This window comes from Methyloterricola oryzae (assembly GCF_000934725.1).
In the GTDB taxonomy this organism is placed as follows: Bacteria; Pseudomonadota; Gammaproteobacteria; order Methylococcales; family Methylococcaceae; genus Methyloterricola; species Methyloterricola oryzae.
Genome location: NZ_JYNS01000025.1, coordinates 1 through 19679, shown reverse-complemented (window position 1 = coordinate 19679; position 19679 = coordinate 1). Strand labels below are relative to the sequence as shown.

Here is a 19679-nt window from a genome sequence, read left to right as displayed (position 1 = left end):
GGAAAGAGATGTTTAATTGCTCACCTTGACATTGCTGACGGTGAAGCAGATGGCCGCCTCCTTCTTGGAGGGTTTCACGCAGCCCTGGATCGCGCCGTTATCGGTGACGTGGCTCTTCTTGGGCTTCCATTTGAAACTGCCCTTGCCGTACTTGGCCTTGCCGATGGACTTGAATGCGCCGCCGCTCTTGGAGAATTTGAAGGTAACGACCTTGTTCTTCTTCACTTTGCTCAGATCGGGCGTCCAGGTAATGACCTGAGCCTTCTTCACTTGCCATTGCGTCGGACTGTTGAGGTCCAAGGCGGTGGGCGTGGGCGTCGGCGTGGGGCTGGCGGTCGGACTCGGCGTGGGCGTCGGCGTGACACCGCCATTTCCGGTAAAGGTCAGGGTGCCATTGGCGGCCAGGTTCCATACGCCCAGCTTCTGGACTTTCGCGCCGGAAGCGTCGCCCGTGGCGTTGTTGACGAAATAGAACTCCAGGTCGGCTCCGATGCTGCCCTGGGTGTTGCCGCGCACTGAACCACCAATGTTCGAACTCCAGGCGCCGTTGCCGTGGTAACCGTTGTCGCCCGGCTGATAGACACCGGACAGGTTCTCAGCCGCCTGGCCCGCCGAATTGTCGAAAGGCGACGGATTCAGCGCGACCACATAGGACTGGATCTTCTGCATCGTGTTGTCCACGAAGTTGAAGCCTGCGTTGAAGATCGAGTCCCCCTGACTGGAGGTGGCCAGATAGCCCCAGGTGCTGATGTTGCTGCTGTCGGGCAGAAGCGGGGTCAGGGCCGCCACGTTGTAGACCAGGGTTTCCTTGCCTTGGAATGCGGCAAAGTTCGGGTCGGAACCCAGGTCGAACAGCACGCTCGCCGGGTTGCTTACAAAGTCACCCATGGAGAGCCCCAGGTCCTTGTAATACGACTTGTTGGCGGCGGAGTCGTAGACCGAAATGAACAGTTCGCCCGGTTCCTCGAACTTGCCGTCATTGATCAATGCATAGACCGGGCTGGCCCCGAGCAGGGACGCGCCCAGCATGATCGCAGTAAGATTTTTCATGGTGTTGTGAGCCTGATGGTGGAGAATTCTTTTCTGCCGCCCCGTAACCAGGGCCTGGGACAGCTTTCAATTCATGGTCAGTGTTTGCGCAGTCGGCACAGCCGCAATGAACTCGGGACACCCAGGGGCACCGTACGCCGCCTCGTTGTGCGCCGTGCGGTGGCCGACAGTTCCGGCCCAGCCTTGCGTGTGAGGAGCACTATAGGGAGTCTCTGTTACGAACCGGTTACGGCTTTATGACAGTTTTGCGTACGTCGGGGATATGGGATCTAGGCTGCTTCGCACCCGTTACCGTGTCGAAGAGCCGTCGCCGACGTCTTCGCCCAAGGGGGTTGATCGATTTAGGAGACGGAAAGAGCCGGACAGGGTCTGGGCCTGCGGGGTAGCGCAGAGCGTGGCGTCCGAAGCGGGAAGGACCGGGGATTTCCGATGGGCCTTGAGGGTGCCAATGGATCTGGCAAACCGCCTGTCGTTCGCAGAAGGCGATTGCACGGAATGTCAGAAGACTAGTTCACGGCGACAAGCAATGTTCATGAAGTTGTTTGGCTGAGGAGGTAGCCGAGGCATTCGGTGACTTCACGTACCGCGATCTCAGATCTTCGGCGATTGCTGCCGGACTGATTCAGTTTCCGCTCCGCGCGAGCATCACCTATCCGGCACGCTTTAGCGATAGCTCTTCGATCAGGCGATCCAGATCAACCGTATCCACAGGCTTTACTAGGTAGCGGTCAAAACCGGCTTCATCGGCCTTTTGTCTGTCAGGATCGCTATCCCAGCCCGTGAGAGCAGCGATAAAGAGGTCTCGGCCCCAGGGCTGCTGACGAATCTGCCGACAGGCGTCATAGCCATTCAGGTTCGGCATCCCGATATCCATGAGGATTAGCTCGGGATGGAAAGATTCCGCGAGCTTGACCGCCTCCAATCCATCACAGGCGATCGCAATCTGATGTCCGAGGGTCGCGAAGTGCATTGTCAGGGTTGTCGTTACTAAGACATTGTCATCGCAGATCAGTATCCGCCGCGGGTCCGGCCGTGTGGACTCGAGGTCTTGGTCGTTCTGATGCTCTGGAACCGCCGAACGCGGCGGCTCACACGGTAAGCAAACGATAAACTCACTGCCTTTGCCGCCGCCCTCGCTGCGTGCTTCAACTGTGCCGTCGTGGAGTGTGATCAGGTCCTTGACCAGACTGAGTCCGATACCCAAGCCTCCATGTTCTTTTTCCAACGAGCCATCCACCTGAGTGAACCTGTCAAAGATGTGGGTCAGCATGGCAGCGGGGATACCAATACCGTTGTCCAGCACCCTGACCACTACGGTGTCGCTGCGCTGTTCTGCGGTGACAGTGATTTGTCCGCCGCGGGGCGTAAACTTGGCAGCGTTGTTGAGCAAGTTGGCGAACGCCTGTCCAAGCCGCGTAAGATCGGCATTCAGCCTGATCGACGTTTCGGGGAGATTGATCTGCAGCGTGAGACCGGCCTCTTTGATAAAGGGGAGGCTTAAGTCCACGGCTCGCTGGATAACGGTCGCGAGGTCGACGGCTGTTACCTGCAAGTGGATCTTGCCGGTTGTGATCCGGCTGATATCCAGCAAATCGTCAACCAATCGGATTAGGTGCGACAGGCTGGTATCGAAGATGTCCAGGATGCGCGCTACTGTTTTCGGATCGCCCTTTGCTAGCCGCAACACGCCTACGCCGATTTTGATTGGGGCCAAGGGGTTGCGCAGTTCGTGGGACAAGGTGGCAAGGAATTCGTCCTTGCGCCGATCAGCGTCGCGAAGCGCTGCTTCCTGGCGGTGGCGCTCGGTGACGTCCCGGAACAGCCCGGCGAGCAAAGGCTGGCCGGTGGTCTCCATAAACGCCGGGACGATGGATACCAGCCGTTCGGTGCCATCTTTGCGCAGGATTCGGATGTCATCCAGTTGGCGGCTCTTGCCGCGGGCGAAACTATCGAACTCCTGGATGACGTATGGCAACTGCTCAGCCGGATGGATGTCCGCGACCCCGAGGGACAGCAATTCCTCCTGGCTGTAGCCCAGCAGCGCGCACATGGCCGGATTGGCCGCGACGAAGCGCCGGCTCTGCTTCTCCGCCAGAAGGATACCATCCTGGGCACTTTCGAACAGGGTGCGGAAGCGCACCTCGCTTTCGATCAAGCGACGTTCTGTTTCCTTAATTTCCGTGATATCAATGCCCAATCCGCCGACATAGCGCTTTCCGGAGGGATCGGAGAACGAAAACTTGCTGCTGCGCCACCAGGAAATCGTCCCGTCGGAACTGCAAGCTTTCTCTACCATCTCGAGACTCTCGCCAGACTCAAGCACGGCCTGATCATTTTTCCGGAATTGCTCAGCCACCTCGACCGGCCAGATATCAAAGTCAGTCTTGCCTATCCAGTCTTCTTGGCGAATCCCAAAACGCTTTGCAAAATTCGGACTGAGAAAGACGTGCCGTCCCATTTCATCCTTGAGCCAGGCAACCGTGGAACTATGCTGCAAGAAGGCGTTAAGCCGCTGCTCGCTCTCCCTGATCTTTTCAGTAGCCTGGACACGGTCCGTAATGTCCTGCACGGTCCCTATAGCACTCAGCAACTGCCCTGCGTCATCGAAGGTCAGTTTTGCCATTGCCCGAATCCAAACGATTTGGCCTCGCACCACAATCCGGTAGGTCATATCGTATGGCGCACCTTGCAGCGCGGCACGCCAAGCTGTCTCGACCGCGCCCTGGTCGTCCGGATGAACCCGCGCGAACCATTCAGCAAATGTCGTCACACCATTGACGTCGAGATCGAAAAGCCGTGCCGTCTCTTTGGAGCAGGTAAACGTTTCGGTATCATGGCCCATCGCGAAACTGCCGATCCGCCCCACGGCCTGCGCCATTTGAAGCGTTTGCTCGCTTTGCTGGAGCGCAATTTCAGCCTCCTTTCGCTCGCTAATATCTCTTCCAACAATTTGGATTTCCGAGAGAGATCCGGCCTGATCAAAAGTAGCGTGACTGGCAAATTGCCCCCAGCGTAACTCGCCATTCGCGGCGATCACGCAATTTTCAATCGTCACGTCGGGGTTTTCAGGCGATAACCTGGACAGCATTTCATTGATCCAGGGCAAATCGTCCTTAAATGCCAATGACCGCCAACTATGTCCTACCAGCGGTTCCCCGGTCGTTCCAAAAAAACGGCGGAAGGCTTCGTTAACGTAGACAATTGTGCCGTCCGCTTTGAACCGGCCGATGAATTCGCTCTGAGCCTCCAGCACCCTGGAATAGCGTCTTTCAACAGTCTGCAGTGCATCGAATAGATGCCGATACTGACCAACAAATAAACCGGTCATTCCGGATGCAGCGAGAAAAATGGCACAGGCAATTCCGTCATCAGCATCAAGCAACCACTGAAAATACGGTGGAACAAAGCAATAAAGGCTGGCGATTGCGCTTAAAGCCGTGACGACTGCGCCCGGACCGGAACCGCAAAGAAGGAATGCAATGGCTATAGGCGGGTAAAAGAAGAAGAAGCTGTAACCTGCGTCGTAGGGCAGGATTGTTAACCGCAGGAGAAGGGCAATGAGCAAGATGGCGAGGGCCGCTGCAAGCCTCGCGGCGAACGGACTTGACCAGCAAGCGTTAATCGATTTCATGTCCCCAACCTTTTTTATTGTTATTATGGTCCGCGTTTCCCAATAGTCCCGCTATAAATGGTGATGCTTGATCACTTTCTCGGCATTATCGCGAGCGACTGACGGGGAAAGGTAACCAAGTCTCCTCCGTCGACTGATTTTCGTATCGGGCGGTAGAACTATCCGCCAGATAGGAGTTTCATTCCGTACTGCCTCAGTTTTCCTTTGGGTGATACATGCCGGTATAGGGTCTGCCGGGTAATCCCCAATTCCTGACATAGCTTCCCGACTTGCGTTTCCGGTTGCCCCATCGCGGCCATGGCCAATTTCAGCTTGGCTGCGGTCATCTTGAAGGGCGCGCCCCCTTTGCGACCCCGTGCACGGGCGGAGGCCAGACCCGCGCGCGTCCGCTCCGAAATCAATTCACGCTCGAATTCAGCGAGGGCAGCAAAAATGCCGAACACCAGTTTACCTGCGGCCGTTGTGGTATCGATCGCCGCACCATGACCAGTCAATACCTTGAGTCCGACGCATCGGGCTTCCAGGTCATGCACGATGTTGACCAGGTGCCGCAGGTCACGGCCGAGCCGGTCCAGTTTCCAGACCACCAGCGTATCGTCTGCACGAAGCGCTTTTAGCGCCGCCGTCAAACCGGGGCGGTCGTCACGACGACCCGAGGCCTGATCTTGATAGACATGTGCCGGTTCGACACCGGCCACCTGCAAGGCATCACGCTGCAAGTCGAACACCTGGGAGCCATCGGACTTCGAGACACGCATGTAGCCAATCAGCATGTTTCACCTGTCACATAGACGGTCGTTTATGTGACAGTCTGCGTGACAAAGAGCCGGCCGTCAAAAACTGTCACTTAACCGGTAATTTAATGAATGTTCTACAAACGTTCATTTTAGTTGGATATGTGACTATCATTTGAGTGGAGTCCAATTTCTGACCCAGATCGTCAAGACCTTTTCAAGCGTTGCAAGGTTGCTCCACCCAAGAGTCGCCAGCCGCAATAGTGAGTCGGCTGACTCGGGGCGTTACCGATCAAGCCACGGCTTCATCGATCGCCTTAGGCATCGGTTGCCAAGAGCGGATCGATTTCCGATTCCGCTCATCCTTTGAGAGGCAATTGGCGAACTCGGTTTGCGGCTGTGGCGAGAACAGCTCTGCCTGCTCTCCGGATGGGTTCATGGCTTTAGATTCGATGCATAGACGAGATTGGTGAAGACGACTTCTGATACTTCGGTGTCTGGAGTCGCCTGCACAACAGGCGCTAAACCCAGTCAGATGGTGCAGTCGTCTTCTGAAAATGACAATTTAGGGCAAGAGCAGGCAGTCCCCTGGGTTCTGTTGACACAGATGGGAAGCTTCCAGAGGCTTGGTTGAGTTTACAACTAGCGAATCGGCTGAAGATCAGCGGCGCGGTGTGCCGGATACGAACCCTATCGTGGCAGCACAGAGGCGCGGTCGTGTTTCCCTTAATTAGGAATGCCGAGCCGGTTTGGCCGCCGTCGTGCGGGTTGTTCGCAGGGCTGGCCTTCGCGTGTGGCGCCAAAGGCACGGTTTCGATTTAGACGACAGTCAAGGAATTGAACCTTCGTACCCTAATTTGGCGCTTCGGCCTCCATGCCGGATAGGATAATACGGGACTAAAGCAGCGACGCCGTGCGTTGCAGCAGCCAGTAAGCGCCCAGTGAGCCAATGAAGTAGGCTGAAGCCAGCCTTGAGGCTTGCGGCAGCCGCAAGGTCAATGAATTCACGGAGAGCCGAGCCGCGACTATCGCCGCGACCCAGAGGATTTGGCCGGCTTCGATACCCAGGTTGAAAGCGCATAGCGCCATCGGTATCTCGTGTTCGGGAAGCCCTACTTGGGCGAGCGCGCCGGCAAAACCGAAGCCGTGCAGCAGCCCGAAGCTGAACGCCATGACCCAGGGAAACCGCTGCATCCAGGTCTGTGCATCCGGCCTGATCCGGGTCAGTTCTACGGCAACCGCGACGATGGTGAATGCAATCAGCGCTTCCACCGGTTGCGGCGGTACCCTCACCAATCCAAGCACTGCCAGCGACAATGTCACGCTGTGCCCTGCCGTGAAAGCCGTGATCGTCCACAGCAAGCGGCTCCATTCGGCTATGAGCAAGACCAGGCCCAGGACGAAGAGCAGGTGGTCCGGGCCACTCAGGATATGTTCGAATCCCAGGCCCAGGTAATCGCGGAACACATCCAGGCTTGTCGTTCGCTCCGGAATCCGGAACCTGGGCTCATCCCCTTTCAAAACCTGCTGAATCAGCCGCCCATCCGCCAGGTGGATGCGAAGCAGCGCGTCGGTCTGGCTCTCGCGCAGACCCTCGACCCCAACCGAACTGCCTACGAGCGCCTGCGCGGAGCAGGACGCACGCCAGCGGGCGCTTATCTGCGTGCCGGACCGGCTTGTTAGCGGGTCCGAATCCGCCTTGCACTGGTCCGGCAGCACCGGCTGCAATGGCGAATCGCTGCTTTGTGCCGCCGGCAGCCGCCACAACACGTCCAGTTGTCCCGATGCCGATTCCCGGATTTCCAGCAGCGCGGGATCGAGCGGGTGTGCGGAAACTGTCGGCCATGCGGACAGAGCCCACACAATCCCTGCCAGGACAAGCTTCCCCAGCGCCTTCATCAAGGGCTCGCCGCCAGTGTGGCTGGCTTGGAAAGCGCTGTAACACCGTCGACGTGAATCTCGTACAACCCTCGCAAGCGCTCCATGCCTTTGGCGAGTTGCGACTCTGCCCGCTCCTGGCGCACGCCCTCGATCACTTGCGGCCGGACCGACGCCAGTGCTGGCAAGCGCGGCGCCGTGCGCGCTTCCACCCAGACCAGGTGCAGTCCATAGGGCGATTCGATGGCTTGCGACCACTGCTGCGGCGGCAACGTGAACACCTGTTCGGCAAAGGGCTTGCCGAAGCGGGCTATGAGGCGGCTTTTGGACCAGGCGCGCAGATTCAAACCGAGCAGGAAGGGATCCGACAACCCGCTGGCCGCCGCGGGCAAAAGTTTCGCGATACGATTGCGCAGCGCTTTCGCATCCTGTCGCATCCGGGTTCCGCGTTGATTCTCGCTGAGAAACACGTGATGGAAGCTGAGTTCCTCCGGCAGTTCGAAGCGCTCGCGGTGCCGGTCCAGATACTGTTGCAGTTCCGCTTCCGAGATAGGCGGCGTCCCAGGGGCCTGGGCCAGAACAATGCGCATTTTTTCGATTAGAAGCCGGCGAATCACGGCATCGTCATCGAGCCCCAACTGCCGCGCTTCCCGCTCCAGTTCGTCCGGCTTGCTGGCAGGACGTTGGCCCACCAGGCGCATCTTCTCGATGAGCCGGCGTCGCACGCTGGGATCGCCGTAGTCCAGGGCGAGCAATTTTGCTTCCCGGTAGAGAATCTCCTCGTCCACGCTCTGGGAAATCAAGGCCGAGAGTTCCTGGGCACTGGGCGGCCTCCCCCAGCGGCGCGAGAAATCAGCCTGCATGGCGGCCATCCGCGATGCCGTGACCGCGACGGGTTCGCGCACCGGCGCAGCCGGCTCCTGCGCGGGAAACGTCCACAGTGATCGGATGGCGAGAAGAGCCGCTCCGATCAGCAGGAAGTGCAGCAGCGGGTGGCGCAGCCAGGGGGGGATCATCAGATGTTCAAGCACACCGCGCACGAAGGTCAGCCGGCGGACTGTTGGACATCAGCGGCCCGCCAGTGATGGAGCAGTGGGCGCCACCGGCCCGGAAAGTGAGGCTGAGGCGGGCCGGTACCAGATGGGCGAAGTCCAAGCCCGCTGTTGCACGGTCTTGGGCACGACGCCACTGCAGCACTGGGTGTATTCGTATTCCTCGTAGCTGGGAGGAAGCGTGCAGACACCGCCCCCGCACTGATCGTTGCTGTTGCAGCCACGGCCGTTGAACTTGCGCTTCTCGCTGCGGCAGGTGCCCATCGGCTTGTTGCAATTGACGCCTCGCGCATTGCAGTATTGCTGAGTCCACCGGCAACTGGACGTCTCCAGCACGCGCGCGTAGTAAAAGGCATGCTGCTGCGGGTCGAACGACGGATCGGTCCAGACCGTGCAGAGTTCCTGGTTGCCTTTCACGATGGGCTTGCAGGTTCGCAGGTTGACCTGATTTTCCGGAGCCTTGCTGCTGGCTTTGCCGGCCACATCGAACACCTGCTCGTGGGTCTGCCCGCTTCCATCCACCCAGCCTTTGATGATCTGCGCCCGCTCCAACGGCGTGCCGGGATGCCCCGGCCAGCCGGGGTCCATCAGGGCGCTGATGGCGAAACGCGGCGGCTGGCCATTGCCCGGTCCGGTCAAAGTCCCCCCCATGGGCACGCCATTGGCATAACCGCTCTCGGCAAAATCGCTGGACTTGCACAGGTTCTTGGGCAGCCCGAATCCGCCGAACACACGCACGATCGGTCGCGTGCCGCTGGTGGCGTAGGTCTCCCGGTTCTTCAGCGCGGTGAAGATCGCATCGCGGGAGTTCTCCTCCGCCCAGGCCACCGTCAGGCCGCCGGCATTGGTCTCGATGCCGAGAAAGAACCGCTCGTTCAGCGCTTCCGAGGAGGTGGCAAAACTCTGGATGCCGTGGGCGCCGCTCTTCGCATACTGCCCGGCATCGGACTGCCCCGGCGTGCCATTGTGGTTGTCCAGGGCCCCGACAAAACCGAGTTGGAAGGGATTGATGCCATTCTTAGCCGCGTAGGCGATGCCATTTTCGAGCGTGTTGCGCACGTAGCTGCGCGGCGGGATGGTTTCCGTGGTTTGCAGATCGTCGGTCAGGTAGCCCTCCGCGGACCCGCCAAGCCGGGCCCAGCCTTCATTTTCGAAGCTGCACAGTTCATCGGGCGGATTGGTCCATGCCATGCCCGTCTTGGCGTTGTAGCGGCACTCCGATTGACCCTTGATCTGGGTCAGTTCCACCAGCGGCTCGTAGGCCTGGCGCAGTGCTGCTTCCAGGAGTCCGTCCGGAGTGTCGTCGGGCGGGATGAACATACTGCCGCGGCTCATGTTCGGGTTGTGGGGGATGGTCAGCACATCGCAATTGGGCTTGGCCGGGTTCTCCTTGCATGCTGCCTGCAGCGCCTGGAGCATCCGCACGGGCGATGCTACAGGCAAATGCGGTTTCAAATCGCATTCCCCACCCGAACCGCAGCCTAACGGACTTTCGACATTACTGATGGGCTGGTCTATGACCTGATCATTACGAAAAATCACGTTACGGTGCAGATTGTCGGCGCCCGAATTACCGGTGAAATTCATGATGCAGGCAGCGCCGCTAGGACAATCCTTCGAAGGCGTGTTGCTGTCGGGCTGGTCCGGCACTTGATTGTCCTGACGTTGATCCCAACAAGGCAGCGCGTCGGCATCCGCGCAGCGCCCGTTGCCGGCCATGGCGGTGTATTCGTAGGCAATCAGCGAAGTGAAACTGCAGGCGGAACTTCGGTCGTAGGCGCTATTGGCCTGTGCCTGGATCTTGTCCCATACGAGCTTCGCCTGCTGGGTGCACTGGGAACCGTCGGAACCGCATAAGACACTGGGGCGACTAGGATTCTCGGCGACGTTTTCGAAGCCTGCAATGATGCCGGGCGCCGCGCCCTGCCTTAAACGCGAGAGTTCGTCGCGGGCTGTAAGACAGATCGCGTCATCATATCCTTTGGGCTTGCACAACCCACTCGTGTCCCCTGCAGGGATGAAGCAAATCTGTCCGTTTACAGCGTCACAATCGCTATCGCTGGCACACGACTGGGTGGCTTCGAACGTGCAGATATTGGCCTCGCCGAACTGTTCCGAATGATCGGTGATCGCGGCAAAGTCCAGCGCGCGCCCTTCCGGGAACTGGATGGTGCGCGTCGCCATGAACTGGCAATGCTCCCCTGGCATGCAGTAAGGATGCTCGGTGACCAGCGACACTTGACCAGACGGGACATCCACCTGGGTGCGTGTGTCGGCCCACGGCGGTAGGCCGACGCGGCCGCCCTTTGCATAGGTATAGGCCTGCTCAGGGGTGTTGCGGGTGTCTATGGCTACCGCATCAAAGGAATATGCGGTGTGCAGATGAGTTTCGCCGAAGAAGGGCTGCTTGGTGGCGGAATAATTGGCGCAGGGTTCGCGCTCTTCCGTCCTAACGAACGGGGTGCCATCGGCCGCCAGCACCATCCCGATAAGCAGTTGCGCCAGAACCAGCGCTCCAAGGAAGTAGGCCTTTACGATTGATGTTCCCATACCCGACTCCTTTTCAGGATTTGATGAGCTTAGCGCCTGAGCGCAGGTCAAAGCACAGCCATTGGAACGGATGAGACTCTAAATCAACACATCGTGGAAATGCAAGCACGAGGGACGAGGCGACTCAGCGCCTTGGTTCATCCAAGTGGTTTGGCCCTGGTAATTCATCCGTGTATCCTTCTCTTCGCGCAGTCAGCCAAATAGAATCCAGAACTCCGCCAGCCACCATGAACATGCCTTTCCTGCTTCGTTTCTCCCTCGTTGCAAGCCTTCTCAGCATCCTTGGCGCATGCGTCACTGCCGACTACATCGGCGAGACCTACGCACCCAGCAGCCACGTGGATCTCTACTTCGACAAGGCCGATGTGGGGCGGGCCTACAAAGTCATGGGGCGCATCACCCTGGATGCAGACGACATTGTCTCCACCTCGGAAATCCAACGGAAGATGGTCGAGGAGGCCCAAAAGCGCGGCGCCGACGGGGTCATCGTGGAAGGCATGCGCAAGTTTACAAGCGGCAGCAACACCGTCTGGCAGGACTCCGGCAAGAACAAAGGCAAGCATTTCAACGATTTCGGCTCATCCAGCACAGAGTACGAGGAAATGAAGGAACTGACGGGCGTCCTTGTAAAATACCGATGATGCGCTTAGCTGCGTCATACCGACTGGCCGCGAGGACGTTTGGCCGATGCAGAGGTCTTTTCCGCCACGTTGATTAAATCGCGCGTCGAAGCGGCGCGCCTGCAAGTGCTCGGTTCCAAGCTGCCTTGGCCGAGGGTGGTGCTTACGGGTTGTCGGTGACAATCGGCCTACACTTTTACTAACCGATCAGCGCCACATAACGGTACTAAAAAAGTCCGAGACACCGGTTGCAGGCCGCAGCCGGCAGAGGCTCGAACGAGATTCCGCAAGACTTTCCAAACGTAATTGTTCCAAATTGAAGGTACAACGGAGTCGGGGGACCTAGGTACGATGGGGTTGGCGGTCCCTGCTATGCCGGTGTGGGTGGTCCGTGCTACTCAGGCGTAGGAGGTACAGGCAAAAACTGCCCAAGCGTTTGCAAGTAGCGACAAATAACAAGTCACTCAACCGGACGCCGGGGACAGTGCTCACCTTTGGCAGACAGTCCTGTGCCCGGCGCCGGTTACTTCGGTAGTTATCCTTAAAGCGAGTATATGCCGAGCGTCATCTCTTAACAGATCTACGGCTGTAGAATTCGAAGAAAACTGCCATTGGTGAACGGCCGGTTTCGTGCCAAGCGAATGGACACTTTGGCCGAGCTTTTGGTGATCGCGGAATTCAGGGACAGCAGCAACAGGTCCTGTTTCGGTCGTTCCAGTGTCAAATAGCCGGAATGCATTCGGTTAAAGTCGTTCGATAGTTCGAGTGGCCCGAGCACTTCTCGGCCATTGCGGTCAACCCACCCACCCTGACACCGGACATTCTCTAACGTCAGCTTTTGCTTTCTTTGGTTGAGCGCGACGTGCCCAAATCTGCCCGATGCCTGTTTGGTGGGCGAATGTCAGCAATAAGCGGCTGAACCGCCGCCCGCAACTCTGGATCAAAGGGAAACAACTCGGCCTCAACTAATATGCAATACGCGATAGCGGCCATTTCAGAACGACCGATTTCGAAAAATCGAAGTCCGTACGAACAGCTTACTCCGTCAAAGCAAACTGCTCGTCTCCCGTGGTCGTTGTTGGCAGGCGCGGAACGAACAATCGGTACAGCACCGGCACTAGCAGCAAGGTCATCACCGTGGCGCTGAACAGTCCCCAGACGATGACTGTAGCCAGCGGACGCTGAACGTCGGATCCGAGCCCAGTTGCCAGGGAGGCCGGCACCAGGCCGAGAATCGCCACCAGGGAGGCGATGAGGATGGGTCGAAGACAGCGAACGGCTCCAAGCCGAATCGCTTCTTCCAGGGGTTTTCCCTGAACCCGCAGATCGGTGATAGTCCGGACGATAAGCACCCCGTTCATGATCGACACACCGAACACTGCCGCGAAGCCCACTCCCGAGGAGACGTTGATGTTCATGTTGCGCAGGTACAGGGCGATGGCGCCGCCCACGAAGGCGAAGGGGATCGCCAGCAGCAAGATCAGGGCCGCCCGCTGCGACGCAAACATGGCCAGCAGCAGAACGTAGATGACTGCGATGGTAGCCGGGACCAACAACTCGAAGTGCTCGCCTGCCCGCTTCAGGTTCTCGAACATGCCGAGCCAGTTGGCACGGTAGCCGGACGGAACCTGGATCTCCTGCTCGAACAAGCTCTGGGCATCTGCCACGAAGCTGCCCTGATCGCGTCCTACGATGTCGCTGCGCACCGTCAGGCGGCGGCGGCCGTCGCCGCGGGCGATCATGGTCTGGCCGTCTACGATGTCGATGCGGGCAACCTGCGCCAGGGGGATCGGTACGCCGTCCACGTTATAGACCGGCAACCGGCCCAGCGCCTGGGGCGAGCCCAGATGCTCCGGGGCGAAACGGGTGACGATGTCGAAGCGGCGTTCCCCCTCGAACAACGTCCCGATGGGCGCCCCGCCGATGGCCGTGTCGATGAGGCGGGTCACGTCCTCGATGCGGACGTTGTAGCGGGCACACAGGGAGCGATCGGGCAGGATGATCAGCTGTGGCTGCGGCCCTTCCTGCTCAATATTGACGTCCATCGCGCCGGGCACCTTTTTCAATAGCATTTCCGCCTGCCGGGCGAGTCGCAGCAGCACTTCGGAATCGGCTCCGGAGAATTCGATGGCCATGTTCGCCGATGTGCCGTTGGTGTCCTCGGTCACGCTGTCGATGATGGGCTGGGTGAAGTTGAAACGGGTGGTCGGAAACTCTTCCCGGAACCGCGAGCCCAACGCCGCCACCAATTCCTGTTTGCGATGGAACTGCACCCATTTGTCGCGAGGTTTTGGTCCCACCATCATCTCGATGCGGCTTGGGGGATAGGGGTCGGTGCCGCTGTCGTTGCGGCCGGTCTGCACCGCGATAAAATCGATATCGGGGAATTCGAGGGCGACTTCGCGAAGCCGCCGGCCGAAGTGGGAGGTCTGCTGCAGGGAGGTGCCCTCCGGGAAATTAGCCCGCACCCAGATCACGCCTTCGTCCATGTAGGGCAGGAACTCGGTCCCCATGCGCGGCACGATTAGGGTGAACACCGCAGCCAACAGAGCGGTTGCTGCCAGCACCGTCTGCCAGCGATGGCGCATGAGCCATGACAGCAGCTCGGCATACCGTTTCGAAAGCCAAACGAGCACGGGATTTTCCCACTCCCGGTAGCCGGCTCGGAACAGCAGGGTGGCCAGCACCGGAACCACCAGTAGGGCGAACAGCGCCGCGCCGATCAGGGCGAACACAATGGTCAGGGCCATGGGGCGAAATAGCAGACCCTCGATGCGGGTGAGCGTCAGCAATGGCAGGAAGGCGCCGACAATCATCAGAATGGAGAAGAAGACCGGTCGCTCCACCTCCAGTGCGGCGGCCAATACTGTCTGCGTGACACTGGCCCGATCGTTTTCCGGCGCATGCTCACGCTGATCCAGCCGGCGCGCGATGCTTTCCGCCATGATCACCGCGCCGTCGACGATAATCCCGAAGTCGATGGCGCCGATCGACAGCAGACCGATGGGGATGCCAGCCCCGTACATCAACACCAGGGCGAACAGCAGCGAAAACGGAATGGTCAGGGCCACCAGCGCCGCCAACGAAGGACGGCCCAGAAAGGCCAACAGCACGACGACGACCAGGCCTATACCTAAGCTGACGCTGTGAGCCACGGTATGCAGCGTGCTCTCGATCAGATTGCTGCGGTCGTAATACGGCACCACGCGCACGCCTTCCGGAAGACCTTCCGAGTTCAGTTCATCCACGCCTGCCTGCACCCTCGCCAGTACCTCCGATGGATTCTCGCCCTTACGCAACAGCACGATGCCTTCCACGGCCTCGTCGGTCAGGTTCTTGCTGAAAATGCCGGCGGGCACCTTGGCGTCCAGGCGCACCTCGGCCACGTCCCGCACGAAGATGGGCGTGCCGCCAATGGACTTGATGAAAATCGAGCCGATGTCCTCCTCATTCTTCAGGGCGCCCCTTCCCCGGATCACGAAGGACATGCTGCCCCTGGACAATACGCTGCCACCGGCGCTGGCGTTGTTGGTCTGAATGGCGTCCACCACATCGTTGACCGATAACCCGAAGCGCTGTAATTGCGCCGGGTCTAGCATGACGCCATGCTGTTTCGCGTACCCCCCGAAATTGAGGACCTCCGCGACACCGGAGGCGTGCAGCAAACGCGGCGAGACGACCCAATCATTGAGGGTGCGCAGTTCCATGAGGTCATACCGGCCATCGGAAACCAGCTCATAGCGCAGCATCTCGCCGTAGGCGGTCGCCAACGGCCCCAATTCGGCGGAGGCGCCCTCCGGCAATTCGAGGCCGCCGAGTTTTTCCTGGACCCGCTGGCGCGCCCAGTAGTTTTCTGTACCTTCCTCGAAGATGAGCTGGACCACGGACAGGCCGAAGATGGTCCGAGAGCGAATGGTCTCCACCTTCGGCACGTTGCGCATGGCGATCTCGACCGGAATCGTCACCTGCCGCTCGACTTCCTCCGGGGCTCGTCCGGGATAGGTGGTGATGACCTGCACCATCTGGGCGGAGATGTCCGGATAGGCGTCGATTTTCATCCGAGTGAAGGACCACAGCCCTAGGACCGTGATGGCTATTCCCCCGATCAACACCATCCAGCGGTACTGCAGAGCAATTCGGATCGCTGCCGGGATCATGGCTTGGCCCGTCCTTCCGTCGAAACGGGCGCTTGGGTTTGAAGCAATGCCTGGACCACCAGCGGTTTGAGCAGGATGGCGCCGTTTCCGATGAGTCGCTCGCCGCCTTCGAGGCCATTCAGGACTTCCACGCGCTCGCCGGCGCGCTCGCCCACCTGGATCTGGGTGACTTGCCAGCGCCCGCTGCCGGCTTCGACGAGCACATAATCCCCCTCGCCGATATGCAGGATGCCGTCCGCCGGCGCCAGCACCGCCTGCCGGGGATCGGTGCCCAGGCCGATTTCAGCGTACATGCCGGGCTTCAAGCGGCCTTCTTGATCGTTCAGTTCGAAGAAGACGCGAAGCGTGCGCCGCTCGGGCGACAAGGCGGGGGCGAGACTGCGCACGACACCCCGAAAGCGCTGTTCCGGCAAGCCGTAGAAGCGCGCCTCGCAGCCCTGCCCGGCTGCCACCAGCGCAATACGAACCTCGGGCACATCGGCCATCACCAGGGAAGCACCGCCTGTCACGTTGCCGAGCAGCGCCGGATCGACACCCGCCTGCACCAGACGTCTTTCCAGGTCCGCATGACTGTGATTGGCCTGGGTCAGGGCGCTTTCCGCTTCGAATACCGCCTTTTGCCCTTCCAGTTGGGTTTGCAGCAGGCTGGCTTCCGCCGCGCTCAAGTCGCGCACGGCTTCCGTGCCGGTTGCCACCAGCTTGCGCAGCCGCTCGACGACTTTACCCTGGGAATTGAGCTGTGCCGCCGTCAGTTCGCGGGTCTTGGCCAACTGCTTGCTGGCAAATTCCATATCGGTCCCGGTCTTCTGCCAGTCGGCATAGATGCCGGACAGTTCGACGCTGCTGAATTGCCAGCGATCTTCGATCGGACCCGGCCCGGCGCGGAGACGGGCAGTGACCGAACCGGTCACTGTCAGCAAGGGCGTGGTGATTCGCTCTCTCTTGACGTCGGTCAGGTCAAGCTTCTTCTCCAACAGACTGCCGGGCTGAACAGCGATGAGCCTCGGGCCTGCCAGACTCACCGCATCGGACTGGGTGCCCTGGCTTGGGTGGGTGGTGCTCGCCCATTTCCCGTGCAATGCGGCCAGTATGACCAGGCCGATCACCACGAGTCCGGCGAGTACCTTCAGCCCGATGGTTATTCTTGAAGATCGGGTGTTCATCGCAATACCTGCTTGCCAAGAGCCGCGTTGAGTGAGTGGAGCGAGTGCCAATAGCTGGAGCGACCGGCGATGTGCAGCCGGTAGGTTTCCCGATAGGCGCGCTGGGCATCGAGCACTTCCATGAGGGTCTTGCCGCCCAGTTCGTAGGCCGCCCGGATCTTGTCGCGCACGTTGCGCGCCGCTTCCAATTGGCCCGGGTCGTCGGTGGTCAGCACTTGGTAAGCACTTTCGAAAGCCTTGACCGCCTGGTCGATATCGGCGCGCAATGCCACCAATTGGGCGTTGAGATTGAGTTCGGACTGGGTCTTGACCGACTTCGCCCTGGCGATGTTGCCCTGATTGCGGTCGAACAGGGGAACCGTCATGTCGATACCGATGCCCCAGGAATCAGCGTCCGGATAGCCAATGGCTTTTTCCTGAAATTGGCGGGTGTAGCCGATGCGCGGTGTGACCTCCGGATAGGCCTTTCTTTCCTCCGCTTGAATGCTGGCCGCCGCTTGCTCCACCTGGCGCTTCAGAGCGATCAGATCCGGGCGGTTCTCCTCGGCGACGGTGAATGCCGTTTCGGGATTCGGCGGCGACACTGGCGAGGCGATGTCCAGGCTGCCATGGATTCTCAGGGGAATCGAATCGCTGTATCCCAAAAAGGCCCGCAGACGGCTGAACGAGCCTTCCAGGGCGACCTCCCGCGCCCGTACCTCGCGCCGGCTGCTAAAAATGGACAGGCGCACGCGATCCAGTTCCACGGTGCCGACGCCGCCCAATTCCACCCGGTTGGCGGTGATCTTCTCCAACTCAGACAGATTATTCAGGTCCTCCTGCGCCAGTTCTAATGAGGACTGCGCTTCCAGGACATCATAAAAGGCGGAGATGGTACCCGAGACACGATGACGTAGTAGATCGGCAAAGCCGGCCGAAGCCACATCCACGCCTCTTTCAGCGGCCAGGACCGCCGCAGCGCGCTTGCCGAACAGGAACCAGTCCACCGGAAACGCCAGTCCCGCATCGAACTGCGGCGGCCCGCCTTGGCGGGTGACTGTAAAGGAACGGCCCAGGGGCATCAGGGTTTGGCTGGTGAAGAAAGCCGGGTTAGGAAGCAAACCGGCAGTAATGAGATCTGCCTCTGCTTGCCGAACGTTTTCCAAACCTGCGCGAATCTGCGGATCGGCATCGAGCGCACGCCGGACTGCCGCATCGAGGGTGAATTCCCGCGTCTGGCTGGATTCCCCCTTGACGGAAGGCATCGCTGCCGGTTCGCCCGGAATCGAAGCAATGGCTGCCGGGGGCGCGTCCTGCATGAAGACGGGCAAGGGAGCGGCCCCATAGTCGTTCGCCGTGCAGCCGGTCAGCAGCCATAGGCCACCCGTCAGCAGCCGAAAACGGATGCCCGGCGTGCGGGGACGATTTGCGGGAGCTTTCCCTTGAAGGCCTGGGTTGGTGATTCTGCGGCTCATTTTCTGTTCATGCCTTTCCGATCCGGGCTGGATTCTCTCGGGGGGTGCGTGCCTATGTCGGGGATCACCAGTCCTCTGCGGGGCGGGGGTAGATAATACGCCCCGACGGCTTCATACCCGAAGGGCACGCGCCGCGCTGGGGTACGACCTGCCCGGCGCATGGATTGGTTACACACTGACCGCCAGACATCACCCACCCCCGCGGGCATGCCCAATTGCGGGGGACCAGCTGCGATGGCGCGGCCCGTATGGTCGCGCACCACAGCAGCAAGACGATCAAGGTCATGTGAGATTGTACGTTCATGAGTGTGTCGTCTCCCCATCAGCAAGCGGCATTATTGCCAACCATAGCGTCGGGCAAAAACGCCTTTCATCACCTGGGTCAGCAGTGCATAGCCAAACAGGATCGCTATCAGCCAGGGGAAATAGTCCAGAGGCAAGGCCTGCAGCTTGCAGTAATGGGCCAGCGGCGACATGGGTAGCAGCACGCCCAGGCTCATGACCACGAAGGTCATGGCGATCAGGGGCCAGCTGGGGAAGCTCTGCACGAAGGGAAGCGTGCGGGTGCGGATCATATGCGCGATGAGGGTCTGCGATAGCAGCCCCTCGATGAACCAGCCCGATTGAAACGCCGTCTGCTAATCCAGGTTCGCGAAGCCGAACACGAACCACAGCAGGCAATAGGTGGTGATGTCGAACACCGAGCTGATGGGGCCGAAGAAGATCATGAATCGGCTGAGAAATTCGGGCTTCCAGCGCTGCGGTTGGGCCAGCATATCCTTGTCCACGTTGTCGAAGGGAATGCCCACCTGGGAGATGTCGTAAAACAGGTTCTGCACCAGAAGATGCAGGGGCAGCATCGGCAGGAACGGCAGAAAGGCACTGGCGACCAGGACGGAGAAGACGTTGCCGAAGTTGCAGCTGGCGGTCATTTTGATGTACTTGAGCATGTTGACGAAGGTTCGGCGGCCTTCGATGACGCCTTCCTCCAGGACCACCAGGCACTTTTTCCAGCAGGATGATGTCGGCCGCCTCCTTGGCGATGTCGACGGCAGAATCAACCGAAATTCCGGTGTCGGCGGTCCGCAGAGCGGGGGCGTCGTTGATATGTAGAAGTCGCGACCTGATCTGACAGTTACCCGTTTTGGGTGCGCTGGGTTGTCAGATCAGATTCAACTGACCGACTTTCTGGTTCCACACCTCCTTTCCAGCGTGAAGCGTTTGTAGGGGAGTGCGACCGCAACACATCTTACCCTGATGGGTTCGCTCCTGGTTATAGTGCTCGATCCAGGCATCCAGGTCGGCCTGCAGTTCGTCCACGGAGAGATAAAGCTTCTTGCGGAAAGCGACCTGATAAAACTCCTGCAACAGGGTTTTATGGAAGCGTTCG

Annotated in this window: 11 protein-coding genes and 1 pseudogene; 1 reads left to right on the top strand and 11 read right to left on the bottom strand. The window is 59.7% G+C overall.

What is annotated here, in order from left to right:
- Positions 1-12: 12 nt before the first annotated feature.
- The 6 genes from EK23_RS19680 to EK23_RS19655 all read right to left on the bottom strand — a co-directional run bounded on the left by EK23_RS19680 (position 13) and on the right by EK23_RS19655 (position 10895).
- A complete protein-coding gene (locus tag EK23_RS19680; RefSeq protein WP_045227117.1) occupies positions 13-1050 on the bottom strand; it encodes a hypothetical protein in 1038 nt (345 codons plus the stop codon).
- A gap of 649 nt (positions 1051-1699) precedes the next feature.
- The gene (locus tag EK23_RS19675) at positions 1700-4681 is read right to left on the bottom strand and encodes a hybrid sensor histidine kinase/response regulator (protein WP_082054358.1); all 2982 of its coding nucleotides are present in this window, start codon (positions 4679-4681) and stop codon (positions 1700-1702) included.
- Positions 4682-4839: 158 nt separating this feature from the next.
- Positions 4840-5454, bottom strand: coding sequence for a recombinase family protein (locus EK23_RS19670; protein ID WP_045227115.1), 615 nt, complete (start codon positions 5452-5454; stop codon positions 4840-4842).
- Positions 5455-6312: 858 nt separating this feature from the next.
- Complete coding sequence (locus tag EK23_RS19665) at positions 6313-7314, bottom strand: HupE/UreJ family protein (RefSeq protein WP_052808377.1); 1002 nt, start codon at positions 7312-7314, stop codon at positions 6313-6315.
- On the bottom strand, positions 7314-8309 hold the full coding sequence (locus EK23_RS19660) for a peptidylprolyl isomerase (RefSeq protein WP_045227114.1): 996 nt from the start codon (positions 8307-8309) through the stop codon (positions 7314-7316). The genes EK23_RS19665 and EK23_RS19660 overlap by 1 nt, the downstream gene beginning before the upstream one ends.
- Before the next feature lie 51 nt (positions 8310-8360).
- Complete coding sequence (locus tag EK23_RS19655) at positions 8361-10895, bottom strand: DUF3604 domain-containing protein (RefSeq protein WP_045227113.1); 2535 nt, start codon at positions 10893-10895, stop codon at positions 8361-8363.
- Positions 10896-11122: 227 nt separating this feature from the next.
- On the opposite strand from EK23_RS19655, the gene EK23_RS22145 reads away from it, so the two are divergent.
- Entirely contained in the window at positions 11123-11536 is a 414-nt protein-coding gene (locus EK23_RS22145; protein WP_145998749.1) for a hypothetical protein, read from the top strand.
- 1016 nt (positions 11537-12552) lie between these two features.
- Here EK23_RS22145 and EK23_RS19645 read toward each other — a convergent pair.
- The 5 genes and pseudogenes from EK23_RS19645 to EK23_RS19620 all read right to left on the bottom strand — a co-directional run.
- The gene (locus tag EK23_RS19645) at positions 12553-15672 is read right to left on the bottom strand and encodes an efflux RND transporter permease subunit (protein ID WP_045227112.1); all 3120 of its coding nucleotides are present in this window, start codon (positions 15670-15672) and stop codon (positions 12553-12555) included.
- A complete protein-coding gene (locus EK23_RS19640; protein WP_045227111.1) occupies positions 15669-16835 on the bottom strand; it encodes an efflux RND transporter periplasmic adaptor subunit in 1167 nt (388 codons plus the stop codon). The genes EK23_RS19645 and EK23_RS19640 overlap by 4 nt, the downstream gene beginning before the upstream one ends.
- Positions 16832-18289, bottom strand: a complete 1458-nt coding sequence (locus EK23_RS19635) for a TolC family protein (protein ID WP_235282219.1) — start codon at positions 18287-18289, stop codon at positions 16832-16834. The genes EK23_RS19640 and EK23_RS19635 overlap by 4 nt, the downstream gene beginning before the upstream one ends.
- 335 nt (positions 18290-18624) lie before the next feature.
- Positions 18625-19149, bottom strand: a pseudogene (locus EK23_RS24625) (cation transporting ATPase C-terminal domain-containing protein).
- 301 nt (positions 19150-19450) lie between these two features.
- On the bottom strand, positions 19451-19679 hold a 229-nt coding region (locus EK23_RS19620), incomplete at its 5' end, for an integrase core domain-containing protein (protein ID WP_045227038.1).

Excerpts from the sequence above, each read along its gene's own strand:
- EK23_RS19680 (WP_045227117.1), bottom strand. The coding sequence starts at position 1,050 with ATGAAAAATCTTACTGCGATCATGCTGGGCGCGTCCCTGCTCGGGGCC.
- EK23_RS19675 (WP_082054358.1), bottom strand. The coding sequence starts at position 4,681 with ATGAAATCGATTAACGCTTGCTGGTCAAGTCCGTTCGCCGCGAGGCTT.
- EK23_RS19670 (WP_045227115.1), bottom strand. The coding sequence starts at position 5,454 with ATGCTGATTGGCTACATGCGTGTCTCGAAGTCCGATGGCTCCCAGGTG.
- EK23_RS19665 (WP_052808377.1), bottom strand. The coding sequence starts at position 7,314 with ATGAAGGCGCTGGGGAAGCTTGTCCTGGCAGGGATTGTGTGGGCTCTG.
- EK23_RS19660 (WP_045227114.1), bottom strand. The coding sequence starts at position 8,309 with ATGATCCCCCCCTGGCTGCGCCACCCGCTGCTGCACTTCCTGCTGATC.
- EK23_RS19655 (WP_045227113.1), bottom strand. The coding sequence starts at position 10,895 with ATGGGAACATCAATCGTAAAGGCCTACTTCCTTGGAGCGCTGGTTCTG.
- EK23_RS22145 (WP_145998749.1), top strand. The coding sequence starts at position 11,123 with ATGAACATGCCTTTCCTGCTTCGTTTCTCCCTCGTTGCAAGCCTTCTC.
- EK23_RS19645 (WP_045227112.1), bottom strand. The coding sequence starts at position 15,672 with ATGATCCCGGCAGCGATCCGAATTGCTCTGCAGTACCGCTGGATGGTG.
- EK23_RS19640 (WP_045227111.1), bottom strand. The coding sequence starts at position 16,835 with ATGAACACCCGATCTTCAAGAATAACCATCGGGCTGAAGGTACTCGCC.
- EK23_RS19635 (WP_235282219.1), bottom strand. The coding sequence starts at position 18,289 with ATGAGCCGCAGAATCACCAACCCAGGCCTTCAAGGGAAAGCTCCCGCA.